Origin of the sequence: Mesorhizobium ciceri biovar biserrulae WSM1271 (assembly GCF_000185905.1) — a bacterium.
GTDB lineage: Bacteria > Pseudomonadota > Alphaproteobacteria > Rhizobiales > Rhizobiaceae > Mesorhizobium > Mesorhizobium ciceri.
The window spans coordinates 3,133,626-3,158,106 of sequence record NC_014923.1; the positions used below are offsets into that span (position 1 = coordinate 3,133,626).

Sequence of the window (24,481 nt, forward strand, 5' to 3'; positions counted from 1 at the left end):
AGTTGGCCGTCACATGGTAGAACTCTACGGCAAGACGCTTTCGCGCCGGCAGGTGTCGGAACGTTCGGGCATGCTGTCGCAATTTGCCGGCGTGCGGCTGATGACGCTTGGCGACGGCGTGGAACGCGGCATCCGCATGCTGGAGTTCCGCACCGGCTCGGGCCTGCGCTTCACGGCACTGGTCGACCGGGCGCTCGACATCGCTGACTGCGACTTCAAGGGCCAGGCGATCGGCTGGCATTCGCCGAGCGGTTTTCGCCACCCCGGCCTGCACGATTATGAGGGGGAAGGGGGGCTCGCCTGGGCGCGTTCGTTTTCAGGGCTGCTTGTCACCTGCGGCCTCGACCACATATTGGGCCGGGAAGAAGTGCCGGCCGATAGCTACAACTACCCGGGCAGGAAGACCGTGATCCATTCGCTGCATGGCCGCGTCGGCACCATTCCGGCGCGGCTGACCGGTTATGGCGAGACCTGGGACGGCGACCGCTGCGTGCTGTGGGCCGAAGGCACCGTGCAGCAATCGGCAGTGTTCGGCGAGGATCTGCATCTGATCCGGCGTATCGAGGCCGATGTCGGCGGCAACGAGATCCGGCTGTCGGATCGCGTCGTCAACCACGGTTTCAACCGCACGCCGCACATGTATTTTTACCACGTCAATGTCAGCCATCCCTTGCTCGACGAGGGTTCGCGCTATCTGGCGCCGATCCGCGACGTCGTCTGGGCTGGCCATGCCGGCGAGCGCTACCAGGCGCAGAAGGTGGGTTACCGCACGATGCCGGCGCCGCAATCGGGTTTCAGCGAGCAGGTCTGGCAGCACGAGATGGCGGCGGACGCCAATGGCGAGGTGCCGGTGGCAGTGGTCAACGATCAGCTCGGGCTCGGCTTCGAAGTGGTGACGCGCAAGGACCAGCTGCCTTGCGCCTATCAATGGCAGAATTTTCAGGCGGGGCAGTATGCGCTGGGCATCGAACCCTCGACGCATCATGTGCTCGGCAATCTCGCGGCGCGCGAGCGGGGCGAGATGATCTGGCTGGAGCATAGTGAAAGCCGTTCTTACGACGCAGTGTTCCGGGTGCTCGACGGCGCCGGCGCGATCGCCGAGGCCGAAGCAAAGATCGCGTCGATCGCCAGGCAGCCGCAACAGGATTATCCTGTGCCGTCGGGTAATTTTCCGGGATTGGCGGACAGGGCATGAGGCGAAACGAATGCTCCGGCTGGCGGGCCGGAAATCGGAGGTCGATGTGATGGAGAAAAAGCGCGACTACAGCCTGGTCGGGGAAAGCACGCGCATCGCGATCGAGACCGGGCTGGCCTCGGCCGAGTGGTATCACACCGATGTGCCGCGCAAGGCGATGAAAGAGCTGATGCAGCGCTCGGACGGCCCGGCGATCCGCGACACGATCATCTGGATCGTTGCCATATTGGGTTCCGCCGCCGGGATCGCCTGGTTCTGGGGCACGTGGTGGGTGGTGCCGTTCCTGCTCGTCTATGGCGTGCTCTACGGCTCGTCCAGCGACTCGCGCTGGCACGAGTGCGGCCACGGCACCGCCTTCCGCACACGCTGGATGAACGATGCCGTCTACCAGATCGCCAGCTTCATGCTGATGCGCAATCCGGTGACCTGGCGCTGGAGCCATGCCCGCCACCACACCGACACGATCATCGTCGGCCGCGACGCCGAGATCGCGGTGATGCGTCCGCCGGACCTGCTGCGCGCCGCACTCGCCTTTACCGGTGTTCTCGATTTCCGCTATTCGCTGCCGACGCTGGTGCGCAATGCGTTCGGCAGCATCTCGCCGGACGAGAAAAGCTTTATTCCCGAGATGGAGCTTCACAAAGTGGTCACAGCCGCGCGCTGGCATGTCGCCATCTATGTCGCGGCGATCGGGCTGGCGCTTTATCTGTGGTCGTTCCTGCCGCTGGTGCTGATCGGCCTGCCGCGCCTCTACGGCAGTTGGCACATGGTGCTGACCGGCCTGCTGCAGCATATCGGCCTGGCCGACAATGTCACCGACCACCGGCTGAACACGCGCACCGTCTACATGAACCCGATCAGCCGCTTCATCTATTGGAACATGAACTATCATGTCGAACATCACATGTTCCCGATGGTGCCCTATCACGCGCTGCCGAGGCTGCACGAATTGATCAAGCACGATCTGCCCGAGCCGAACCCTTCGATGTGGCATGCCTATCGCGAGGTCTGGCCGGTGCTGCTGAAGCAGCTTCAGTACGAGGATTATTTCCTCAAACGTGAATTGCCGCCGACGGCGCGGCCGTACCGGGACGAATTCCATGCACTGACCGTTCCGGCGGCGGCGGAATAGGGGAGAAGCAGATGGCCGACTGGGTTGAAGCGTGTGGCGTCGACGATGTCGAGGAAGAGGATGTCATCCGCTTCGATCATGGCGGCCGTACCTTCGCCATCTATCGCAGTCCCGATGACGAGTACTTCGCAACCGACGGATACTGCACGCATGAGAAGGCGCATCTGGCCGATGGGCTGGTGATGGACGACATCATCGAATGCCCCAAGCACAATGGCCGCTTCAACTACAAGACGGGCGTGGCTCGAGGCGCACCGGTATGCGTCAATCTCGCCACCTATCCAGTGAAGGTCGAGGCTGGCAAAGTGATGATCCAGATCGGCTGACCTGCCGCCGAATGCAACTGAGGGAACCCTTTTGATGAGCCGAAAAAGACCGACGGTGGCGGATTTGCGCGCCATGAAGGGCAAGCGACAGCTGACCATGCTGCGTGTGCTGACGATGGACGAGGCCGAGGCCGCGGAGCGCGCAGGGGTCGACATCGTCTCGGTGCCGCCCGAATTGGTGCTCAACCCTGAGTACCGCGACGCGGCGCCCAGCCTGTTCACCATGCCGGGCGACAATTTCTACGAGATCGGCACGGCGGACGATTTCGTGCGCTGGGCCTTCCGGCTCTACAAGGCCGGCGCCGACGCGGTCTATTGCAGCGCCGGCTACGCCACGATCAAGCGGATGGCCGATGACAATATCCCGGTGATCGGCCATGTTGGCCTCATTCCTTCCCGCGCGACCTGGACTGGCGGCTTCAAGGCGGTCGGCAAGACCGCCGACACCGCCATGGAGGTCTTCGCGGCGGTGAAGCAGCTGGAGGCCGCAGGCGCCATCGGCGCCGAGATCGAGGTGGTGCCGGTCGAGGTGGCCAAGGCGATCTCGGAGCGGACGTCGCTGATCATGCTGTCGATGGGAGCGGGTACCGGTTGCGATGCGCAATATCTGTTCGCCGACGACATTCTCGGCCAGAACCGTGGCCACATGCCCCGTCATTCCAAGGTCTATCGCAATTTCGCCGCCGAATATGATCGTTTGCAGGCCGAGCGCATCGCCGCGTTTTCGGAATATGTTGCCGACGTGAACAGTCTCGCCTATCCCGAAGACAAGCATGTGGTGCATATGGATCCGGCTGAACTCAGCCTGTTCATGAAGAGGGTCGACGGGGCGTGAAATCTCAAGGCAATGATGCGACGGACGAGGCCGCGCCGGTTCATATTCTCACGCTTTCCTGCGAGGATCGGCCGGGGATCGTCGCCGCCGTCACGGCGGAGCTTGCCGCGAACGGCGCCAACATCGCCGAAAGCAGCCAGTTCTGGGACCGGCAGACCAATCGCTTTTTCATGCGGATCGCCTTCATCAGCCCGCCAGGCTCGACCGGGGACAGTCTGGCGCGGGCCCTGGAATCGAGCGTCGACCGCTTCGGCATGAAGACCGCGCTGGTCGATCAGGGACGCCGCCCGAAGATCATCGTCATGGTCTCCAAGTTCGACCACGCGCTTCTCCATCTGCTGTACCAGATCAGGGTCGGCTGGCTGAACGCGGAGGTTGCAGCCGTCGTCTCCAACCACGAGGATGCCCGCCGCTTCGCCGAGCTGGAGGGCATTCCCTACCACCATTGGCCGACCACCAAGGAGAACAAGGCCGAACAGGAACAGAAGCTGCTGGACCTTGTGCAGCGGACAGGGGCCGAACTGGTCATCCTGGCGCGCTACATGCAGGTCTTTTCAAAAGGTCTGTCGGACCGGCTGTTCGGACGGGCGATCAACATCCACCATTCGTTCCTGCCGAGCTTCAAGGGCGCCAAGCCGTACCACCAGGCTTTCGACCGCGGCGTCAAGCTGATCGGTGCGACGGCGCATTACGTCACTTCCGACCTCGACGAGGGCCCGATCATCGATCAGGAGACCGAACGCGTCACCCATGCGATGAGCGCCGAGGATTTCGTCGCTGTCGGGCGCGACATCGAAAGCCGGGTACTGGCGCGCGCCGTCAAGCTGCATCTCGAAGCCCGCGTCATGCTCAACGGCCACAAGACCGTCGTCTTCTGAGAAGCCGCGTCAGGCCGGCCAATTTCCGCCGGCGAGCGCGGCGTAGAGCGCTTCGGCGTCGATGCCGAGCGGCCGGTCCTCTTTCAGCATGGGGACGAGCGAGCGTATCGCCGCGTGAAGTGCGGCCGTGCGCGGCGCCAGTGTGAAGCCGTCACGCAGGTCGATGGCCTGCGCGGCGGCCATCAATTCGAAGGCGATCAGCCGCCGCCACAGCGCGATCATCCCTGTGCATTTCGCAACCGCCAGAGGTGTCTGCGTGGCGTGATCCTCGACGCCCTCCGACACGGCCAGAAAGTCGAGCATCACCGGATTGGCCTTATGGCGGATGGCGGCCAGGATCGAGGTCACTGTCTTCTGTAGCGGTACGAAGCCGGCGGAGGCGCCGCCGACCGGCGACAGATATTTCGGTAGGCCATTGCGGCCCGAACCGGTGAGCTGGATGAAGCGCGCGGCACCGGCCGCGGCACATTGGGCGATCGCCAGGCCGAGCGTCTCAAAGGCGAGCGCCAGTGCGGCGGTGTGGAAATTGCCGGTCGACAGTACCAGTTCATCATCGCCCAGCACCAGCGGGTTGTCGGCGGCGGCGTTGAGCTCGATCTCGACAGCCTGTCTCGCCTGGCCGATCGCCTCGATCAGTGCGCCATGGACCGACGACATGCAGCGGATCGACAGCGGGTCCTGCAAGGTGGTCGGTGCCGGCGCGTCGTCTCGGACGAGCAGATTGTGCAGCACCTTGGCTGCTTCCTGCTGGCCGGCTGCCGGGCGCGCCATATGCAGGCGCGGGTCGAGGATGGTGCGGTTGGCACCAAAACCTTCTATGGTCAGAGCCCCGGCATGCTGTTGCTGGGCCAGGGCAGTGAGGGCATCCGTCACCGCAAGTGCGCCGCTGCCGGCGGAAACCGCCGATGCGTTGATCAGCGATAGCCCGTCCTTGGGCGCCAGGCTGATCGGGGCGAGGCGCGCCATCATCAGCGCCTTGGCCGCCGGTATGCGACGGCCCTGATAGTCGGCTTCGCCTTCGCCGGTGAGCATGCGGGCGAGTGCCGTCATCAGCACCAGGTCGCCGGCGCCGATCGAGCCGAGCGACGGCATGACGGGATGGACGCCGGCATTGAGCGCGTCGACCAAAGCAACGAAGACGGAAGGCGAAAGGCCGGATCCGCCAACCGACAGCATCGCTGCACGCGCGGCCATGCTTGCCCGCACCGCATCGACCGGCAATCCTTCGCCGACGGCGCCGCTGCGTCCCTCCAGCAACTGGCGCTGGAAGGCTCCGGCATCGCCCTCTACAGCAGTGCCGAGATTGGCGCCGAGCCCGGTGTTCAGGCCATAGATCTGCTGGCCGGACGCTGCAGCCTGGTCGAGCACTCTTCGTGCCTTCTCAAGCCTGCCGATGACATCGGGTCCGATCTCCACCTTGCGCCCATCGCGGGCGACTGCAGCGACATCGCCGACGCCGACGCCGGTTCCGGTGAGGACGAGCGCGCTCATGCGAAGCGCAGCCTCTGACCGATGCCTTGCGCCTGCGCCTTGGCCAGCATCGCCTTGCCCAACGCGATATCAGACAGCGACAGGCCACGATGCCAGAACAGGATCGTTTCGTCGTCGCTTTCGCGCCCAACTTTCAGGCCGGCGGCGATCTGGCCGAGCTCGGCATGCAGCGTCTTCTCGCTCAGCCGCCCGGTCTCGACATGGGCGCGTAGCGAGCCGAACTTGCCGCCCTTGCACTGGCCCCAATCGTCGACGACCATTTTCTGCATTATGTCGGTCAACGACAGTTCCACCGCGCTCATCGTGCCATAGGGCACGACCAGCGCGCCGGGCTTGATCCATTCGGTCTTCAGCAACGGCTGCGGCTCCGGCAGCCGCGAGGCCTCGACGACGATGTCGGCGCCCTCGATGCAGCTTTTCCAGTCGGCCACCGCTGTGACCGTCTTGCCGAGATCGGCGGAGAGTTCGGCGGCAAAACCGTCGCGGCTTTCCGGGCGGCGCGAATGGACGCGAATCTCGTCGAAATCGAAGAGATGGTCGAGCAGGCGCACATTCCAGTAGGCGGTGCCGCGCGCGCCGATATGGGCCAGCACCTTGGAATTCCTGCGCGCCAGATGCCTGGCGCCGATGGCGGTGACGGCGCCGGTTCGCATGTCGTGATGACGGTGGCGTCGAGGATGGCCCGCGGCGCGCCGGTGCGCGGGTCGAACAGGTTGAGGATGCCGAATTCGGAAGGCAGGCCATGCAGGTAATTGTCGACATAGTCGCCGACGATCTTGACGCCGGCCGTGTCGAGCGGCGCGACGTAGCCGCGCAACACGTTGAAATGGCCGTGGAAGGACGGGTCCGGCTCGAGATGGACGCGCGGTTCGATCACCGTCTGGCCCTTGCCTTGCGCCACCAGGCCAGCCTCGACGGCGGCGATGATTTCGCCATCGGTCATGGCAAGGGCATCGATATCGAGGGCATTGAGGTAGTCGATGTAGATGGGCTTCATGTTACGCGTATACTCTCCTCGACGGCCCCATCCATTCCATAGCAGGCCATGGCGGCACACGAAAGTTTGTTGCGACGTCTCTGGACGCCGCCGGGGAGATGCTGTTCAAACCGGTTCCGTCATGACTGCCATTCCCGAGACCGCAACCTTGTCCGAAACGGCCATCAATGCGCGGCGCGTGGCGCTGATCGTCGCCATCGCCTTTTTCATGCAGTTGCTGGATTCGACGATCATCTCGACATCGCTGCCGCAGATGGGCGCCTCCTTCGGCGTGTCGCCGGTGGCGATGAGCATCGGCATCACCGTTTACATGCTGACCATGGCGGTGTTCGTGCCGCTGTCGGGCTGGCTCGCCGACCGGTTCGGGGCGCGCAACATCTTCCTGCTGGCGATCGTCCTGTTCACCCTGGCTTCGCTCGCCTGCGGCCTCTCGCAAACCCTGACCCAGTTCGTCGCCGCACGTGTCGTGCAAGGGCTCGGCAGCGCGCTGATGACGCCGGTTGGGCGCATTCTCGTCCTGCGCAATGCGCCGAAATCCGAACTGCTCAACGCCACGGCGCTGATCACCTGGCCAGCACTGTTTGCGCCGGTGGTCGGGCCGGTGCTCGGCGGCTTCATCACCACCTATCTGTCCTGGCACTGGAATTTCTTCATCAACATCCCGCTCGGCGTGATCGGGCTGGCGCTGGTCGCCCGTTTCATCCCAGGCGACCGCGAGGCCGACCCCAAGCCGCTCGACTGGCCCGGTTTTTTCCTGACATCGGCGGGACTTGCCTTGCTGCTCTACGGTCTCGAGCGTATCGCGCATCCCGAGGACGGCGTGCTGCCGACAGCGCTGCTGATCGTAGCCGGCATCGTCCTCGGCTGGCTGGCGGTGCGCCATCTCAGGCGCGCGCCGCATCCGCTGCTCGATCTCTCCTCGTTCAAGGTGCTGACCTTCGCCATCTCGACGCTTGCCGCCGGCACCATTTTCCGGGTGGCGATCAACGCCACGCCGTTCCTGCTGCCGCTGCTGTTCCAGGTTGGCTTCGGCCTTTCGCCTGTCGATGCCGGCTTGATGATCCTGGCCTATTTCCTTGGCAATCTCGGCATGAAGACGGTGACCACGCCGACGCTGCGCCGTTTCGGTTTCCGCTCGGTGATGGTCGTCAACGGCATCATCGCCTCGGCCTCGATCATGGCTTGCGGAGCGATCTCGCCGCAGACGCCGCAAGCGCTGGTGGTGGCGCTGATGCTGATTGCCGGCCTGTCGCGCTCGATGCAGTTCACCGCCCTTAACACGCTGGCCTTCGCCGACATCGATGCGTCGCAACGAAGCTCCGCGGCGACGCTGTCCTCGATGCTGCAGCAGGTGGCGATGCTGTTTGGCGTCGCGGTGGCGGCGGCGATCCTTAATCTGTCGCAGATCGTCAGGGATCGCCCCGCTCTCGATCTTGTGGATTTTCGAGTAGCCTTTCTGGTGATCGGCGCCATCGGGCTGGTGGCGGCGTTGCGTTTTCTCGTGCTCCCGCCAGGTGCGGGCGCGGAGGTTTCCGGGCACTCGCCGGGAAATTCAGATCGATTTTTCCGCCTGATGCGGAGATAAATTCCGTCCTGTCCCTTTGCCTTGGTGCAGCGCTTTCGCGTGCGGCCGCAATGGCGCAACCAATTGCCAAAAGCGCAGAGTTTTCCGCGCATTGCGCCAGCTTCGGCAATCGATGCGTCCACTCGATAAATATCGCAGCCGGCCTGGCGCGGATTCATTTGACGAACCGGCGTTGGGCCGATTAGCGTTCTTTCCCAGGGATGGCAGCGCTGCCATCGGGGCAAACGCAGACATGAACACCATCGGCTGGCCAAATTTCAGGAGCCTGAACCAGGAAGGCATTGTCTTTGCCATCGCCGTGGTGCTGTTCGTTGCAGCGGCTATAGGCCTGCCAGGCTTCATCGACCCCAACAATCTCGTCGCCATCGTCCGCTCCGTGTCGGTGCTGGGCATCCTTGCGCTCGGCATGGCCGTGGTCATCATCGGCCGCGGCATCGACCTCTCTGCCGTCGCGATCATGGCGATGTCGGTCGCCTGGTACCTGCAACTGCTGAATTCGGGGACGCCGGACGGGCTTGCCTTCGCCTATGTGCTGGCCGGTGTGCTGGCCATCGGCCTGCTCAATGGTTTTCTCGTCGCCTATGCCGACGTGCCGGCGATCTTCGTGACGCTGGCGACAGGCTCCTTCGTCTTCGGCTATGTACGCTCGCAACTGATCACGCAGGATGCCGTGCCGGTGCCGCAGGGCCATTGGGTCGAGTTGCTCGGCGGCCTGCGCTTCCTCGACATTCCCATCGAGGTTTTCGTCTTCGCAGGGCTGGCCTTCCTGTTCTTCCTGTTCCTTCGCTACACCAAATGGGGCCGCTATATCTATTTCGCCGGCGATAATCCGGTGGCCGCCCGCAACATCGGCATGCCGGTGCGGCCGATGCTGGTGCTGCGCTATGTGCTTTCCGCCTTCGTCGCACTGGTCGCCGGCCTGCTGACGGCGGCCAGCCTGCATTCGATCAATACCCGCGTCGTCAATTCGACGCTGCTCTACGATATCGTGCTGGTGGCGGTTATCGGCGGCATCGGCCTGTCCGGCGGGCGCGGCGGGGTGCGCAACGTGCTGGTCGGTGCGGCACTGATCGGCATCCTGCTCAACGCCATGACCATCATCGACATTCCGCTGCTCTACCAGAACCTGATCAAGGCAGCGATCCTGCTCGGCGCCATCATCGTCGACGGCATCATCAATCCACGTGACGAGCAGACCGCCCAGCAGGGCGACATTTAGACCTGAACTGCGGCGGACGGTTGGGGCCGGCCGCTTATAACAACGACCAAAGCAAAAGGATCCGACATGAAACTGATCAAGACACTCATGGCCGCCGCCACGGCGCTCGCTGTCACCGCCTTCGTGGCGCCAACCTTCGCCGCCGACGATCCGGGGCCGGCTGCGTACGCGCAGGCGCTCAAGGGCAAGCGCGTCATGCTGGTGCCGCTGGCAATGGGCTTCGACCTGGCGCAGGGCTGGGCGCACTATCTGAAGACCGAAGTCGAGGCCTGGGGCGGCGTGTTCGAGACGCGCGACCCGAACTGGGTCGTCGATGCCGGCGCGCAGGCGATCACGGACGCCATCTCCTCGGACACCAGGCCGGATGTGCTGATCATCCACGCGCCGGACCTCAACTCCTATTCCAAGCTGATGAAGAAGGCACAGGCCGCCGGCACCTATGTCATCCTGGTCGACAATCCCGCCAACTTCCCGGCCGACGCCTTTATCGGCAGTGACTGGGACCGGCTTGGCCAGCTCGAGGCCGAAGCGGCGATCAAGGGCTGCGGCCCGAACTCGTCGAAGAAGATCGGCCTGGTGCAGGGTGACCAGGCGAATTCCTCCAGCCTCTATCAGTATGCCGGCATCATGAAGGTGCTGGACAAGAATCCCGACTTCAAGGTGGTGGCCAAGCCCGATTCCAACTGGGATGCGACGACCTCGCGCAACGTGACGACGACGATGCTGCAGCAGAACCCGGATATCTGCTCGATCATCGATTTCTGGGATGGCGACGCCACCGGCGCGTCCGCCGCGATCCGCGATGCCAAACTCGACGGCAAGGTGTTCCTGGTCACCACCGGCGGCGGCGAGAAGGCGGCCGATTGCGACAAGCTGGTCGACGGCACCTATGGCGCTGTGGTGATGACCGATCTTGCTCGCCAGTCGGGCGACATGAACGCCATCATCAAGTTCCTGCTGCAGAGCGGCCAGCCGGCCGGCACCTCGCACACCTACATCTACACGCTGGAGAAGGCGACGACCAAGGCCGACCTCAAGCCCGACAGCTGCTGGGACCTGAAGGCGCTGCAGGCACAAGCGGCGGCGGCAAAGTAAGCCGCACCTTTTCGACTGAAGTACAAGCGAGGTGACCGGAAGGATCCGGTCACCTCGTCCCCTCATGGAATAGCAGCAGCCGATGTCCTTTCGCGAACGCCTCCAGTCCTGGCGCTACAATCTCGTGCCCGACCATGTCGTCGGCGAGATACTGACCAAACGCTGGACCGACAACGCCATTCCGTTCCTGGCGCTGGTGGCGACATTGGCGACCTTCGGCTCGGTCATTCCCGGCTTCTTCAAGCTGACCGCTTTGCAGGAATCGACCCGCCAGCTCGGCGAGTTCTCGATGGTCGTCACCGGCATGACGGTGGTGATGCTGGGTGGCGGCATCGATCTGTCGGTCGGCTCGATCTTCGCGCTGTCGTGCTTTTCCGCCGTCTATGTCTTCTTCATCCTCGAACAGTCGATCTGGCTGGCGCTGGCCGCATCGCTCGCCACCGGCCTCATCTTCGGCGCCATCAACGGCTACCTTGTCGGCTATCTCAGGCTGCGCGCCTTTCTCACCACGCTGGTGACCTTCATCTTCGGCCGGGCGCTGTTCGACATCCTGGTCACCACCTATGCCGCCGATGTGCAGCTCTCGACCGCGACATCGGATGTGCTCGACTTCATCGGCGACAGCACCTTCTGGGGGCTGTCCGTCTCGGTGTGGCTGGCGATCATCCTGGCCATCGTCACCCATATCGCGCTGACGCGTTCGCGGCCGGGCTGGCACGTGCTGGCGGTCGGCGGCTCCAGGCGCTCGGCGCACAATGCCGGCATCCGCGTGCGCCGCACCGTGTTCATGACCTATGTCTTCTCCGGCTTCTGCGCCTCGATCGGCGGCTTCCTCATTGCTTGCCGGCTGAGCGGGGCAGGGCCGGGAACCGGCCTCAACCTCGAGATCATGGCGCTGACGGCGGCGGTGGTCGGCGGCGTCAGCCTCGGCGGCGGGCGCGGCTCGGTGATCAAGGGGCTGATGGGCGCAATCATCGTGCTGACCATGACCAACGGTCTGATCCGCTTGGGCTACGGCACCGGCACCAACCAGATGGTGCTCGGCATCATGTTGGCGGTGGCGGTGACCATCGACATCCGCTGGCTGAAGAACCGGCACAAGGTGCTGAATGAGGTCTATGTCGCGCCGGTCTATCTCAAGATGGGCGAGACACAATCGGCCGCACCCGGCTCGGGCACGCCATACGAACTCGACAACAGGCTGTCGGCCGCAGAGCATATCGGGCTTGGCGAGCTGGAGGGGCCGGAAGACGTCATCCTCGACCGCGACGACAATCTCTATTGCGGCACGCGCCATGGCGAGATTGTCCGCTTCTTCGCGCCGGACTATGTCAGGTCGGAGGTGTTTGCCCATATCGGCGGTTTCCCGCTGGGGCTGGCCTTCGACAAATCAGGCAATCTGATCAGCTGCGTCGGCGCGATGGGGCTCTACTCCGTCTCGCCGGATCGTGAGGTCAAAAGACTGTCGGCCGAAACGTCGCGCTCGTGGACCTCGATCGTCGACGATGCACGGCTGCGTGACCCCAACGACTGCGATATCGCACCGGACGGCCGCATCTATTTCACAGATTCAACTAAGCGATATGACGCCCACGATTGGGCGCTGGACTCGATCGAGAACCGCGCCACCGGCCGGCTGCTGGTCTACGACCCGAAGGACGGCTCGACGAAGACGTTGCTCGACGGCTATCGCTACACCAACGGTGTGTGCATGGCGCATGACGGCAAGTCGCTGTTCTTCGCCGAAAGCTGGGCCTGCCGCGTGCACCGCTATTGGCTGGAGGGGCCGAAGGCCGGCACCGCCGAATGCGTCATCCGCGACATGCCGGGCTATCCCGACAACATCAACCGCGCCTCCGACGGCAATTACTGGATGGCGTGGCTCGGCATGCGCACGCCGAGCTTCGACCTGTCGCTGCGCCATCCCGACATGCGCAAGCGCATGACGCGCCGGCTGCCGCAGGACGAATGGCTGTTCCCCAACATCAACACCGGCGGCGTGGTGAAATTCACAGAGAAGGGCGGCATCGTCGAGGCGATGGGCGACCTCACCGGCGGCGCGCACCCGATGGTCACCTCGATGCGCGAGCACAAGGGGTATCTGTTCGTCGGCGGCATCCTCAACAACCGCATCGGCCGCTACAAGATTGCAGGCGCCGACCCGAACTGGACCAGCCCCGCTTCCTATTGGGGAGCAAAGCCATGATCCTCGACCCGGTGCTCGACCTGTTCCGCGGCAAGGCGGTGACCATCCCGCCGCTCGACGGCGCTTTTCGCCCCAATACGCGGCTGGATGATGCGCCGGCTTTTGCCGAGCTGACGGAACCGGATAATCTGCTGGTTACCGGTGACAGGCTGCTGGTCTCCAGCGGCAACGCCATCCATTCGATTGCTGCTGGAGCGCAACCTGTCGTGGTCGAGACCTTTCCGTCTGCCGTCACCGCGCTGGCGCTGTCGCCATTGGGCGAACTGACGGTCGGGCTGGAAAGCGGCAAGTTGCTGATTGGCGGCAGCGACGTTTCACTGCCGGCCGGGATCAGCTGCATCACCGCACTAGCCTATGCGGATGACGGCACGCTGTGGCTGGCCAACGGCTCGACCGAGCATGCGCCATCGCAATGGGCCGCCGATCTGATGAAGAAGGGCGTGTCCGGTTCGCTCTGGAAGCGAGGCGCCGCAGGCGGTGATTTCCGCAAACTCGCCGGCGACATTGCCTTTCCCTACGGGCTGCATCCTGTCGGCGAGGATCTGCTGGTTAGCGAAAGCTGGCGTCACCAGCTTGTTCGCTTCGATGGCGCTACCGGCAACCGCTCGACGGTGCTTGCACATCTGCCGGGATATCCCGCGAGGCTGTCGCCGTCCGCCGATGGTGGGGCCTGGCTGACCTTGTTTGCGCCGCGCAACCGGCTGATCGAATTCGTGCTGCAGGAAACGCATTACCGGCAGGACATGCTGAGCCAAGTGCCGCCGGCCTACTGGATCGCGCCGGCACTGGCGTCCAGCCGCAGCTTCCTCGAGCCGCTGCAATGCGGCGGCATCCGCACCATGGGCATCCACAAGCCGTGGTCGCCGAGCCGCTCCTATGGGCTGGTGGTCAGGCTCGACCAGAAGATGCAGCCGCTGTTCAGCCTGCACAGCCGCGCCAACGGCACGCGTCATGGCATCTGCAGCGTTGCGGAAAAGGATGGCCGGCTGTTTGTCGCCTCCAGAGGCGGCGACTGCGTGCTGGCGATCGACCTCGCTTCGGGAGGTTTCTGATGGAACCGATCGTTCGGCTGGAAAACGTCACCAAGAATTATCGCGGCGTGCCCGCGGTGAAGAACGTCAGCTTCGAACTGCGCAAGGGCGAGATCCATGCGCTGCTCGGCGAGAACGGCGCAGGCAAATCGACGCTGACCAAGATCATCGCCGGTGTGGTCGATGCCACTTCGGGCAAGATGTTCCACAAGGGGCAAGAGATCGCCTACGCCTCGCCGCACGCAGCGCTTGAAGCCGGCATCGCGATGGTGTTCCAGGAGACCAGCTTGGTGCCGTCGATGACGGTGGCGCAGAACCTTTATCTCGGCACCGAAAAGTTCCTCAACCGGCTGCGCGGCACCTACATTTCAGCGCAGCAGTTCCTGCAGTCGCTGAATTTTCCGGTCGACCCCAACGCCATGGTGGCAACGCTGGGTGCGGCCAAGCGGCAGATGGTCGAGATCGCGCGCGCCGTCCACCACAATGCCGAGATCATCATCTTCGACGAGCCGACGGCGACGCTGACGCCGGAGGAGAAGCGACACTTCTTCGCGCTGATCCGCCGGCTGAAGGCGGGCGGCGTCTCGATCGTCTTCATCAGCCATGCGCTGGAAGAGGCGCTCGATATCGCCGACCGCATCACCATCCTGCGCGACGGCGAGCTGGTCATTACCGACGACACATCCGCCTTCGACCGCGACAGGATCGTTTCCGCCATGGTCGGGCGCACGCTATCGGGACAGATCTACCGCCAGCGCGACGAAGCGAAGCTGCGCAAGGCGGGCAAGAAAGTGCTGTCGGTGCAGGACATTTCGATGAGCAATGTCGTGCGCAACACCTCTTTTTCGATCTTCGAGGGCCAGATCACCGGCGTGTTCGGGCTGATCGGCTCCGGCCGCACCGAGACATTCAAGATCGTCTCAGGCATCTACAAGCGGGATTTCCTGCGCGGCGGCGCGATTGAACTCGATGACAGACCGGTGCGCTATCTCGTGCCGAGCGAAGCGGTGGCCGACGGCATCGTCTATGTCACCGAGGACCGCAAGAGCGAAGGCATCTTCGAGACGATGGGCATTGCCGAAAACCTGTTCGGCGGACTGCTGGCGGCGGGCCGCGAAAAGGCCTGGGTGATCAACACGCAGGAGATGCGCGCGCTCTCGGCCGAATGGACGAAGACGCTGAACATCAAGGCAATCAACGACAATGCGCGCGTCGTCGAGCTGTCAGGCGGCAACCAGCAGAAGGTGGTGATCGGCAAGGGGCTGGTGCAGAAGCCGCGCATCGTCATCTTCGACGAGCCGACACGTGGCGTCGATGTCGGCGCGATCGCCGAGATCCACCAGATCATCAACCGGCTGGCCGATGAGGGGCTGGCCGTCGTCGTCATCTCGTCCTACCTGCCGGAGATCATGAACCTGTCCGACCGCATCCTGGTCTGCCGCCAGGGCCGCATCGTCGAGGAGTTTTCGCCGGCAGAGGCCACGGAGGAGAAGATCATGTACGCGGCCGTGCATTAGATTCAGGTGAGGCCGGCCTGCAAATGATGGCTTCCTGCGCTTCCGGTGCTCACGTACGAAAAGTACGCTCCGCTCCGGTTCTCGGAATCCACCATTTTCGACTCGGCCTGACCTGAATCTAGACGCCGGCGCTGGAAAAGTGAATCGGACGAGTGGATTGGCCGCAATTGCTCAAGACCTGATTCAATTCACGCAACGATCCAACGAAGGAAAAACCCATGGCCACCACAAAACTCCTCAGCGATGCCGAGGTCGAAAAGATTCCCGCCGTGAAAGCCGTGTTCGACGACATCCGTACGACGCGCAAATCTGATTTCGTCAACAATTTCTGGCGCGGGCTGGCCAATGATCCTCCGGCGCTGAAGCGGATCTGGGAACAGTTGAAGGTGGTGATGGTCGCCGACAGCGCCATCGATCCGCTGACCAAGGAGATGATCTACATCGCGGTGTCGACCGCCAATGGCTGCTCCTACTGCGTCCACTCGCACACGGCGGCAGCCCGCGCCAAGGGCATGACCGATGCGCAGCATGGCGAACTGGTGTCGATCATCGGGCTCGCCGGCCAGACCAACCATCTGGTGACGGCGATGCAGATTCCAGTCGATCCGCAGTTCGAGGTGAAGTGAGGCGTCACACCGGCCGGTAAACCTTCTCCGCCGTGTTCCAGAAGATATCCGCCTCGGCCACAGCACCATGCTTGGCCACCGCGTCGCGGTGCGCCTTGATCAGCTCAGCGTGGCTGGTCCACAGCTTCTCGATCGGGAAGTTCGAGCCGAACATCAGATGGTCGGCGCCCAGGATATCGATCGCGTTGTCTACGACATAGGCGATCAGCAGGGGATCGTTGCGGTGGACGAAGGTGCCGAGGCCCGACAGCTTGGCGTAAAGATTGGGCGCCGCCGACAGCGTTTGCAGGCCTGCCTTCCAGGCCTCGGTGGTTTCCGGTTCCATGCCGGTCAGCATGCCTGCATGGGTGAGGATGAAATTCGTTTCGGGGTTCTCGCCGACCAGCGTCAGGCCGTCCTTCATCTGGGCGGGGAAGAGCTGCAGGTCGAAGGACAGGCCATAATCCTTGAGCCGCGCCACATTGGCGCGCACTTTCGGGTCGATCACCTGATCGGCGGAGGCGGCGAAGCGGAAGGCCGGGGTCTCGTGCCAGTGCAACTGCATGCGCACGCCGCGCAGCAGCTTGTATTTCATCAAGCGATCGATCTGAGGCCTGATATCGTCGACGGTCATGTCGGTGTAGCCGACGATGGCATGCGGCCAGCCGGTTTCGTCGGACGTCTTCTGCAGGAAAGCGACTTCCTTCTCGAAATCCTCCTTGGCCCAGTTGGTCTGGACGTAGACGGCCTTCTCGACGCCTGAATCCCTCTGGTCTTCGAGAAATTCCTCGATCGGATAGTCGCGCCGGATCGGTTCGTAGGGGCCGAAGATGCGCGGCACCATCGGTCCGACCAGCCATGGCTGGTCCTGTTGGCGCCAGATGTGAAAATGTGCGTCGATGGTTTTCTGCATCATGAAACCCTCTTCCAGATTGTCGCCGCCGCCGGAGCAGGGCGGGCGAGCGACAGGATGAAATCGGTGAGACCGGCAAGCGACGAGCCGTCGACGAGATCGTCGAGGTCAGGCAGGATGGCGCGAAGTGCCGCCGTTGCCGGCCGGAAGCGCGGGTCGCCGGCCAAAGGTGTGGCCAGCGACAGCCGGAAGGCGCGGGCGCTCAGCCGCCGCATGGCTGTCTCCAACTCGGCATGATCGCCGCGTTCCAGCGCGTCGGACAGGATGACGATAGCGGCACCGCGTGCAAAGGCTGAAAAGCGCGGCACCGAGAGGAAAGCGAGCAGCGTCGGCCCCATCCGGGTGCCGCCGTCCCAATCGTCGACCTGGGCAGCGGCGCGGGCCAATGCCTGGTCGCGGTCGCGGATGCGCAATGCCGTGGTGATGCGGGTCAGCCGCGTGCCGAAGGTGAAGATTTCGGCGCGGTCGGCACCTTGCACGGCGGCATGCGCCAGCTTGAGATAGTCTGCGGTGTGCAGCTTCATCGAGCCGGAAACGTCGATCAGCAGCAGCAGCTTGCGCGGCACGGTCTGGCGGCGGCGCAGCAGCGGCGAGGGCACGTCGCCATCGGCGCTGACGATTTCCCGCAGCGACCGGCGCAGATCGAGCTTGCCGCGCGAATGCGTGCGCACGGTGCGGAACGAGCGGCGGGCGGGCAGGGCTGAAGCGAGCCTGCGGCGGAAAGCGGCAAGGTTGTCGTCGTCGCGCTTGAAATCGCGGGTACTCAGTTGTTCGGCTCCGGAAGAGAGTTCGCCACCTTCCTGATGGCTGATGACCTCGACCTCTTCCTGGCTCGCACCGCCATCATCCTTGATGCGGGTTTCCTCGTCGGCGTCGCCTTCGACCACGGCGGACCTGTTGCCATAGAAATGGCTCTGGAAATGCGCTTCGAATTCGTCGCGGCGGTCGGGCGGCGGCGCCAGCGTGGCAAGGGCGGCCTCGCGGATGTCCGCAATCGAGCGCGGCCCGAGCAACGTCACCGCCTGCATGAAACAGGAGACTTGCTCGGGGGCTATGGCAAAGCCGTAGCGGCGCAAGAGCCTGGCAAAATCCAGGAATGGCGAGGCGGCGCGGGGGAAGCTTGTTTCCCGCATCATTCTGTGTCGCCCCCCTCTGTCCTGCCGGACATCTCCCCCTCAAGGGGGGAGATTGGCAGCTTCGGCGCTTCGCTCTGTTCGGCGACGTCAGCGATTAGCGAAAGCGGGGATGACATCCGATCTCCCCCCTTGAGGGGGAGATGTCCGGCAGGGCAGAGGGGGGTGCTGTCCCGCCAGCTTTGCGGAATGCGCCAGTCGCGGCTCACGCCAGCGCCTCCTCGACAATCCGGCCAAGCTCCGGCGCGATGTAGGAGAGGTCTTCCTCGTCCTTGATCAACACGCCGATGGCGCGGCGGAAGGCTTCCGGCCACGGGCTGCCGCCCTTCTCCAGGATGGTCGCGGCATTGGCCCATTCGACGGCCTCGGCAATACCCGGCGGCTTGGCCAGCGGCCGGGCGCGGATGGTCTGCACGGCCGCCGCCACTGCGCGCGCCGTTGCTTGCGCCACATCGCCGGCGCGCAGCATGATGATGGCGGCCTCGCGCTCGGCGTCGGGATAGCCGATCCAGTGGTAGACACAGCGGCGGCGCAGCGCCTCGGCAAGCTCGCGGGTGCGGTTCGAGGTCAGGATGACGATCGGCTGTGCCGTGGCGCGGATCGTGCCGCGTTCGGGAATGCTGATCTGGAAATCGGAGAGGAATTCCAGAAGCAGCGCCTCGAATTCATGATCCGAGCGGTCGATCTCGTCGACCAGCAGCACGCGCTGTTCCGGCGCCTTCAGCACCTGCAGCAGCGGCCGGGCGATCAGGAAACGGTCTTCGTAGATGTCGATCTCATGCTCGCCGGCGTGGCGGATGGCGAGCAGCTGGCGTTGATAATTCCATTCGTAGAGCGCGTGCGCGGCGTCGATGCCTTCATAGCATTGCAGCCGCACCAGATCGCGGCCGAGCAGCGCGGCGATCGCCTTGGCCGCTTCCGTCTTGCCGACGCCTGGTGCGCCTTCGAGCAGCAGCGGCTTCCCCAGCCGGATCGCCAGGAAGATCGCGGTCGCAAGACTGTCGTCGGCCAGATAGCGCGAGGCGGCAAGATGCTGCGCCACCGCCTCCGGTGAGATTGCGACAGTCTCGGCGCTTGTCCCGTTCATTCCAGCCTCAGTTCGCCGCTTGCGCCTTCAGCGCGCGCAGGACGCGCTCCGGCGTGATCGGCAGCGTGTCGATGCGCACGCCGACAGCGTCGAAGACGGCATTGGCGACCGCCGGGATCTGCGGGTTGGCGCACATTTCGCCCGGCCCCTTGGCGCCGTATGGCCCGTCCGCCGATGGCCGCTCCAGCACGATGATCTCGGTCTCGGCGAGGTCGCCGGGGCCGGGCATCAGATACTGGTTGAAGTCGGTGCCGCCATGGTCGCGGTTGGGATAATAGGGCTCGGTCGTCTCGTAGAGCGCGTGGCTGATGCCCATCCACGAACCGCCGACCAGTTGCTGTTCGACCATTTTCGGGTTCAGCGCGCGGCCGATCTCGAAGACGTTCTTCACAGTCAGCACGGTGACCTCGCCGGTCTCGTCGTCGACCTCGACCTCGGCCACGGTGCAGGCATGCGCGTAGCAGGTCGACGGCTTCATCGCGCCGGTTTCTTTCTCCGGATAGGAGCGCGGAATCAGGAACATGCCGCGGCCCGAGATCGAGCGGCCGCGCTTGAAATGCGCCGACAGCGCGACATCGAAGATCGAGATCGATTTTTGCGGGGCGCCCTTGACCAGGATGTTGCCCTGGCCGTCTGTCTCGAGGTCGGAGGCGTTCACCTCCAGTTCCTCGGCGGCCACTTCCAGCATCACCTGCCGCGCTTCCCTTGCCGCCTGGATGACGGCGTTGCCGGCGCGGTGCGTACCGCGCGAGGCGAAGGTGCCCATGCAGTGCGGGCCGGTGTCGGTGTCGGCGGTGTCGACGACGACGCGGTCTGTCGGCACGCCGATGGTCTCGGCGCAGATCTGCGCCATGATCTGCTTCATGCCCTGGCCGAGATCGACGGAGGACAATGTCACCATGAAATTGCCTGTTGGCGTCGAGTGCACCAGCGCCTGCGTTGGGTCGCCGCCGAGGTTCATGCCGGTGGGATAGTTGATCGCGGCAACGCCGCGTCCGCGCCTGATCGCCATCTCAAGCTCCCTTCACGTAGGAGGACATCGCCAGGTACTTTTCCGCCACCGGCCAGTTGGCGGCGCGCGAAGCTTCCTGCATGCATTCGATTAGTGCGGCGCCCTCTGTCGGCTGGCGGTGCGCTTTCATATCACCGTCGCGATAGGCGTTGATGAAGCGGAATTCGAGCGGATCCATGCCGATCAGGCGCGCCAGCTTGTCCATCTGCACCTCCAGCGCGAAATCGCCGATGGTGACGCCGAAGCCGCGCATGGCCGACGACGGCGTGCGGTTGGTGTAGACGCAGTAGGTGTCGATCCAGACGTTCGGAATAGTGTAGGGACCGGGATAATGCCCCGCGCCCTTCTGCGCGCCATAGGGCGAGTGGCGCGAATAGGCGCCGGCATCGGTGTATCCGGTGACCTTGCGCGCGACGATGCGGCCATCTTTCATGACGCCGTCCTTGATGACGACCTTTTCAGCGGCGCGCGGCGACGAGATCTGCATCTCCTCCTCGCGGCTGTAGATAAAACAGACTGGTCGTCCTGTTAGTTTTGCGCCGAGGATGGCGATCGGCTCGACGATGACGTCGACCTTGCCGCCAAAACCGCCGCCGACTGTGCCGCCGACGAAATGCAATTTGCTGCCCGGCATCTGCAGGATGATCGAGGTGTTGTCGAGCGTGAAGAACATCGCCTGCGTGTTGGTGTAGCAGGTGAAGCGGTCATTGCCCTCGGGCGCCACCACGCAGCCGGTGGTCTCGGTCGGCGCGTGCTCGATCGGCGAAGACTGGTAGCTCTGCTCCAGTATGTGGTCGGCGCCGGCGAAGCCCGCCTCGACATCGCCGAAGCGCACCTTACGGCACTCGCCGCTATCATAGAGGTAATAATTCTGGCCGTGATATTCGTTGACCAGCGGCGCGTCGGGTTTCAGCGCCTCTTCCATGTCGAAGACGGCCGGCAGCACCTCATAGTCGACCTTGACCTTGGCTGCGGCCTCTTGTGCCGCGCGCTCGGTTTCGGCCAGCACCGCCACCACGGCCTCGCCCTTCCAGCGCACCTTGCCGTCGGCAAGCACCGTCTCGTCCTCCGGCCCGATCTGGATCAGGATCAGGATGGTGTAGACATTGTGCGGCACGTCCTTGGCGGTCAGAATTTTCACCACGCCCGGATGTTTTTCCGCCTCCGAGGTGTCGATCGAACGGATGCGGGCATGGTGATGCGGGCTGCGCACCATCTTCAGGTGCAGCATGCCGGGGAAATTGCGGTCGGCGAAAAAGGCGGTCTTGCCGGTGACATGGCCAGGCGAATCCGAGCGCGGCCTTGGCTGGCCGATCTCGTGCAAATCGTCCTTGCGGAGATCGGCGAAGTAGTTCTTGCGCAGTTCCATTGTTTTGGACCCCTCAGGCCGCGTTCTGCGAATTGGCGCGGGCGGCGGTCAGCACCGCCTGGATGATCGGCTCGTAACCGGTGCAGCGGCAGATGTTGCCCGACAGCGCCTCGACTACCTCGTCGCGGCTGGGATTGGGCGTGTGGTCGAGCAGCGCCTTGGCCGCCATGATCATGCCCGGCGTGCAGAAGCCGCATTGCGTGGCGAACGTGTCGAGGAAGGCCCGCTGCAACGGGTGCAGCACGCCGCCTTCCGCAAGACCGGATGTCGTGGTGATGGTTGCACCATTGCAGGTCTCGGCCAGCGTCAGGCAGGAGAGCCGGAGTTCGCCGTCGATGATGACCGAACAGGCACCACAAGTGCCCTGATGGCAGCCGCCCTTCGGCGAGGTGTCACCGATCTTGTCGCGCAGCGCCTGAAGCAGCGTAGTGCCGCTATCGATAAATTCGGCCTTTTCAGAACCGTTGAGCGTGAACTGAACCGGGATCTTTGCCATGTTTTCCTCCTTGCGCGCCTGCCCGAACCAGCGGACAGACGCGCGCCCCCGAACAAATATTATGCGAGCAGCAACCGGCCGAGATGAACCGGCAGGACTTCGGCGCGATACCAGGCGCTGGCGATCGGGTCGGTGATGGGCGAGGTGCCATCACCGGCCGCGGCCAAGGCCGGCGCGATGCCGTCAGCGGTCAGCGTTCGGCCGATCAGCGCTTTTTCCGCCGCCCTGGCGCGCATGGGCCGATCCGCCATGCAGCCGAGCGCGATCCGCGCCGAGGTCACGGTGCCATCCGACGACAGTTCCAGAGCACCGGCTATGCTGAGCACGGAGACGCCCTTGGGCTTGACCCTCGACACTTTCAGGAAGCGGAAACTGTCGGCCTTCGGAAGCGTGAAGCTCACGGAAGTGACGACGGCGCGGCTGCCGTCCCGATTGGCCAGGAAGGTCTCGATCGGCGTTTCGCCGCCATCGGTGCTGACCGTCGCATCGAGCGCCAACAGGGCAACGGCGAAATCGCCATAGGGGGCCGGGGCAAAAAGATTGCCGCCGACGGTCGCCATGTTGCGGATGGCCGGGCCGCCGACGGCGCGGGCGGCCTTGGCGAGCGTGCCGAGCTCCGGATGGCCGGCGATCGCCGCCATGGTCACCGAAGCGCCGATGCAGACTTTATCGCCGGCAACGGCGATGGTGGACAGGGACGGCTCGGTCGACCTGATAAGGCCGGAAACCGAAACGTCGCCTTCATTGGCCGCGCGGACGACCAGCGTGCCGCCACCGAGATAGCGGGTGCCGGCCGCCTTCAGTGCCGCGTTCGCGGCTTTCACCGTTGCAAAAGTCTGCAGTGCCAGCGCCATGGTCTGGCTCCTGTCAGCTCTGGCCGGCGAAATGGCTTTTCAGGGCATTGAAGCCGCCCTGAAAGACATTGGCGCCCATGCCCTCGGCCAGCTTGTCTGCCTCCTCGGGGGCGGCGTCGAAGCTGGCGGTCCATTCGGCGTAGGTGCGGTCGCCATCGGTCACGCGCCGCAGCTGCAGGGTCGCCTTGTGGTTGGTCAGCGGCTGCGGCGTCTCGAGGATGGAGTAGCTGACCAGGAAATTCTGATCGGAGAAGTCGAGCAGCTTTTCGCGCAGGCGGGCGCCGCTGGCGAGCTGGAAATTGCGCACGCAGCCGATTGTGGTGGCATCCTTGCCGTCTTCAATGTGGCTTTCCACCATGCGCGGATGCCAGTCCGGCAGCCCGTTGAAGTCGCGTATGCGCGCCCAGACCTTTTCGACCGGCGCGTCGATGACGCTGGAGATGGTGACTTTGGCCATTCAAAATGTTCCCTTGCAAAAGCGATCCGGTGCAAGGGTAGGGCGGCCATTTCAGCGACGCTTATCAATGCGTCTTGAGCGCCTATCAAGGAGTCTGAAAAAGGGCGGGGAGTCTGAAAAAGGGCGGGGAGTCTGAAAAAGGGCGGGGAGTCTGAAAAAAGGGCGGCTGGCTCAGGCGATCGCCCGCGCGGCCTCGCGGTAGAGCGTCGGCGGCACGCCGACATGGTCGCGGAAGAAGCGCGAGAAATTGCCCTGCGTGGTGAAGCCGAGATTGCAGGCGACCGAGATCAGCGGTTCCTGCGACCATTGCAGCTGCCGCACCGCTTCCTCCATGCGCAGCGTGTTCCAGTAGACATTGGGCGTCAGATTGGTCTGTTCCTTGAACAAAGCGAAGAAATGCGGTCGCGACAGGCCGACGCTGCGCGCCACGTCGTCGAAGCAGATGCGCTCGCAGACATTGGCTCTCATCAACTGGATTGCCTTGCGGACACGAAAATCCTGCATGGTGTTGATGCGGACACGGCCCTCCTGCGGCGCCGAGGCGTCGGCGGCGTCGAGCACGCTATCGATGAAACGCTCGATCTCGTAGTTGGCGATGTCGTCGACGCTCTCATTGTCGCTGAGGTGGTCGAGCAGATTGGCGGCGGCCTGATGCAGCCACGGTTCCAGCGTGATCGCGGCTTGTGAAAACAGCGGCGCCGACGAAGGCAGGTCGCGGCGGCGCCGCGCCCAGTCGGGATCGATGTAGAAGGCGAGAAACAGACCGGGCGTCCCGTTTTGCGACAGAACATGGCTGTGCGGCTGGAAGGAGTTGATGCCGGCGGCCGTTCCAGGCCCAAGCCGGACGGTCTCGCGGCCGATGGTCATTTCGCCGGCCGTACCTTCCAGCCAGATGATGAGATGGGCCTCGACATGGGCATGGGTGACGAAGTCGCTTGCGACATTCAGGATAGAAACATGTCCGAACCGGCCCCAGTAGAGCCTGATCGCTTCCGTCATGGGTATATCCTCCCGCAGGCGACTGGCCTCCCTTCGCCTGCAGTGGGGA

General features: G+C 64.0%; 22 protein-coding genes and 1 pseudogene. 12 read left to right on the plus strand and 11 right to left on the minus strand.

The window, feature by feature from the left end:
- Positions 1 to 13 precede the first annotated feature (13 nt).
- From MESCI_RS15200 to purU, 5 genes are read left to right on the plus strand one after another with little or no spacing between them, the layout of a single operon-like run.
- Positions 14 to 1,195 (plus strand): aldose 1-epimerase family protein, encoded by a 1,182-nt coding sequence (locus tag MESCI_RS15200; protein WP_013530830.1) that lies wholly within the window; start codon positions 14 to 16, stop codon positions 1,193 to 1,195.
- A gap of 10 nt (positions 1,196 to 1,205) precedes the next feature.
- Complete coding sequence (locus MESCI_RS15205) at positions 1,206 to 2,327, plus strand: fatty acid desaturase family protein (RefSeq protein WP_013530831.1); 1,122 nt, start codon at positions 1,206 to 1,208, stop codon at positions 2,325 to 2,327.
- 11 nt (positions 2,328 to 2,338) lie between these two features.
- Complete coding sequence (locus tag MESCI_RS15210) at positions 2,339 to 2,653, plus strand: MocE family 2Fe-2S type ferredoxin (RefSeq protein ID WP_013530832.1); 315 nt, start codon at positions 2,339 to 2,341, stop codon at positions 2,651 to 2,653.
- A gap of 34 nt (positions 2,654 to 2,687) precedes the next feature.
- Positions 2,688 to 3,488: a 3-methyl-2-oxobutanoate hydroxymethyltransferase gene (locus MESCI_RS15215; protein ID WP_013530833.1), complete on the plus strand. Its 801-nt coding sequence runs from the start codon at positions 2,688 to 2,690 to the stop codon at positions 3,486 to 3,488.
- Entirely contained in the window at positions 3,485 to 4,366 is an 882-nt protein-coding gene (gene purU, locus MESCI_RS15220) for a formyltetrahydrofolate deformylase (RefSeq protein WP_013530834.1), read from the plus strand. The genes MESCI_RS15215 and purU overlap by 4 nt, the downstream gene beginning before the upstream one ends.
- Positions 4,367 to 4,375: 9 nt before the next feature.
- On the opposite strand, the gene MESCI_RS15225 is transcribed toward purU, so the two are convergent.
- Positions 4,376 to 5,857 (minus strand): HAL/PAL/TAL family ammonia-lyase, encoded by a 1,482-nt coding sequence (locus tag MESCI_RS15225; protein WP_013530835.1) that lies wholly within the window; start codon positions 5,855 to 5,857, stop codon positions 4,376 to 4,378.
- Positions 5,854 to 6,854 (minus strand): annotated as a pseudogene (locus MESCI_RS15230) (ornithine cyclodeaminase family protein). The gene MESCI_RS15225 and the pseudogene MESCI_RS15230 overlap by 4 nt, the downstream one beginning before the upstream one ends.
- A 121-nt stretch (positions 6,855 to 6,975) precedes the next feature.
- Between MESCI_RS15230 and MESCI_RS15235 the strand changes: the two are divergent.
- The 7 genes from MESCI_RS15235 to MESCI_RS15265 all read left to right on the plus strand — a co-directional run bounded on the left by MESCI_RS15235 (position 6,976) and on the right by MESCI_RS15265 (position 16,133).
- The gene (locus MESCI_RS15235) at positions 6,976 to 8,439 is read left to right on the plus strand and encodes a DHA2 family efflux MFS transporter permease subunit (protein WP_013530836.1); all 1,464 of its coding nucleotides are present in this window, start codon (positions 6,976 to 6,978) and stop codon (positions 8,437 to 8,439) included.
- Positions 8,440 to 8,671: 232 nt separating this feature from the next.
- Positions 8,672 to 9,658 (plus strand): ABC transporter permease, encoded by a 987-nt coding sequence (locus MESCI_RS15240; RefSeq protein ID WP_013530837.1) that lies wholly within the window; start codon positions 8,672 to 8,674, stop codon positions 9,656 to 9,658.
- Between the two features lie 66 nt (positions 9,659 to 9,724).
- Positions 9,725 to 10,753, plus strand: coding sequence for a sugar ABC transporter substrate-binding protein (locus tag MESCI_RS15245; protein WP_013530838.1), 1,029 nt, complete (start codon positions 9,725 to 9,727; stop codon positions 10,751 to 10,753).
- A gap of 82 nt (positions 10,754 to 10,835) precedes the next feature.
- The gene (locus tag MESCI_RS15250) at positions 10,836 to 12,959 is read left to right on the plus strand and encodes an ABC transporter permease (RefSeq protein WP_013530839.1); all 2,124 of its coding nucleotides are present in this window, start codon (positions 10,836 to 10,838) and stop codon (positions 12,957 to 12,959) included.
- Positions 12,956 to 14,011, plus strand: coding sequence for an SMP-30/gluconolactonase/LRE family protein (locus MESCI_RS15255; RefSeq protein WP_013530840.1), 1,056 nt, complete (start codon positions 12,956 to 12,958; stop codon positions 14,009 to 14,011). The genes MESCI_RS15250 and MESCI_RS15255 overlap by 4 nt, the downstream gene beginning before the upstream one ends.
- Entirely contained in the window at positions 14,011 to 15,507 is a 1,497-nt protein-coding gene (locus MESCI_RS15260; protein WP_013530841.1) for a sugar ABC transporter ATP-binding protein, read from the plus strand. The genes MESCI_RS15255 and MESCI_RS15260 overlap by 1 nt, the downstream gene beginning before the upstream one ends.
- A gap of 218 nt (positions 15,508 to 15,725) precedes the next feature.
- Positions 15,726 to 16,133 (plus strand): carboxymuconolactone decarboxylase family protein, encoded by a 408-nt coding sequence (locus MESCI_RS15265; protein WP_013530842.1) that lies wholly within the window; start codon positions 15,726 to 15,728, stop codon positions 16,131 to 16,133.
- 4 nt (positions 16,134 to 16,137) lie between these two features.
- Here MESCI_RS15265 and MESCI_RS15270 read toward each other — a convergent pair whose 3' ends face one another.
- The 9 genes from MESCI_RS15270 to MESCI_RS15310 all read right to left on the minus strand — a co-directional run bounded on the left by MESCI_RS15270 (position 16,138) and on the right by MESCI_RS15310 (position 24,432).
- Positions 16,138 to 17,025: an amidohydrolase family protein gene (locus MESCI_RS15270; protein ID WP_064994052.1), complete on the minus strand. Its 888-nt coding sequence runs from the start codon at positions 17,023 to 17,025 to the stop codon at positions 16,138 to 16,140.
- Positions 17,025 to 18,161 (minus strand): vWA domain-containing protein, encoded by a 1,137-nt coding sequence (locus tag MESCI_RS15275; protein WP_013530844.1) that lies wholly within the window; start codon positions 18,159 to 18,161, stop codon positions 17,025 to 17,027. The genes MESCI_RS15270 and MESCI_RS15275 overlap by 1 nt, the downstream gene beginning before the upstream one ends.
- A 202-nt stretch (positions 18,162 to 18,363) precedes the next feature.
- Positions 18,364 to 19,245 (minus strand): AAA family ATPase, encoded by an 882-nt coding sequence (locus MESCI_RS15280; protein WP_013530845.1) that lies wholly within the window; start codon positions 19,243 to 19,245, stop codon positions 18,364 to 18,366.
- A 7-nt stretch (positions 19,246 to 19,252) separates the two neighbouring features.
- Complete coding sequence (locus MESCI_RS33070; protein WP_013530846.1) at positions 19,253 to 20,257, minus strand: xanthine dehydrogenase family protein molybdopterin-binding subunit; 1,005 nt, start codon at positions 20,255 to 20,257, stop codon at positions 19,253 to 19,255.
- Position 20,258: 1 nt separating this feature from the next.
- Positions 20,259 to 21,626, minus strand: coding sequence for a xanthine dehydrogenase family protein molybdopterin-binding subunit (locus tag MESCI_RS33075; RefSeq protein ID WP_013530847.1), 1,368 nt, complete (start codon positions 21,624 to 21,626; stop codon positions 20,259 to 20,261).
- Between the two features lie 13 nt (positions 21,627 to 21,639).
- The gene (locus MESCI_RS15295; RefSeq protein ID WP_013530848.1) at positions 21,640 to 22,122 is read right to left on the minus strand and encodes a (2Fe-2S)-binding protein; all 483 of its coding nucleotides are present in this window, start codon (positions 22,120 to 22,122) and stop codon (positions 21,640 to 21,642) included.
- Positions 22,123 to 22,181: 59 nt separating this feature from the next.
- On the minus strand, positions 22,182 to 22,976 hold the full coding sequence (locus MESCI_RS15300) for an FAD binding domain-containing protein (protein WP_013530849.1): 795 nt from the start codon (positions 22,974 to 22,976) through the stop codon (positions 22,182 to 22,184).
- A 13-nt stretch (positions 22,977 to 22,989) separates the two neighbouring features.
- Entirely contained in the window at positions 22,990 to 23,433 is a 444-nt protein-coding gene (locus MESCI_RS15305; protein ID WP_013530850.1) for an SRPBCC family protein, read from the minus strand.
- Between the two features lie 171 nt (positions 23,434 to 23,604).
- Complete coding sequence (locus tag MESCI_RS15310; protein WP_013530851.1) at positions 23,605 to 24,432, minus strand: AraC family transcriptional regulator; 828 nt, start codon at positions 24,430 to 24,432, stop codon at positions 23,605 to 23,607.
- Positions 24,433 to 24,481: the final 49 nt, after the last annotated feature.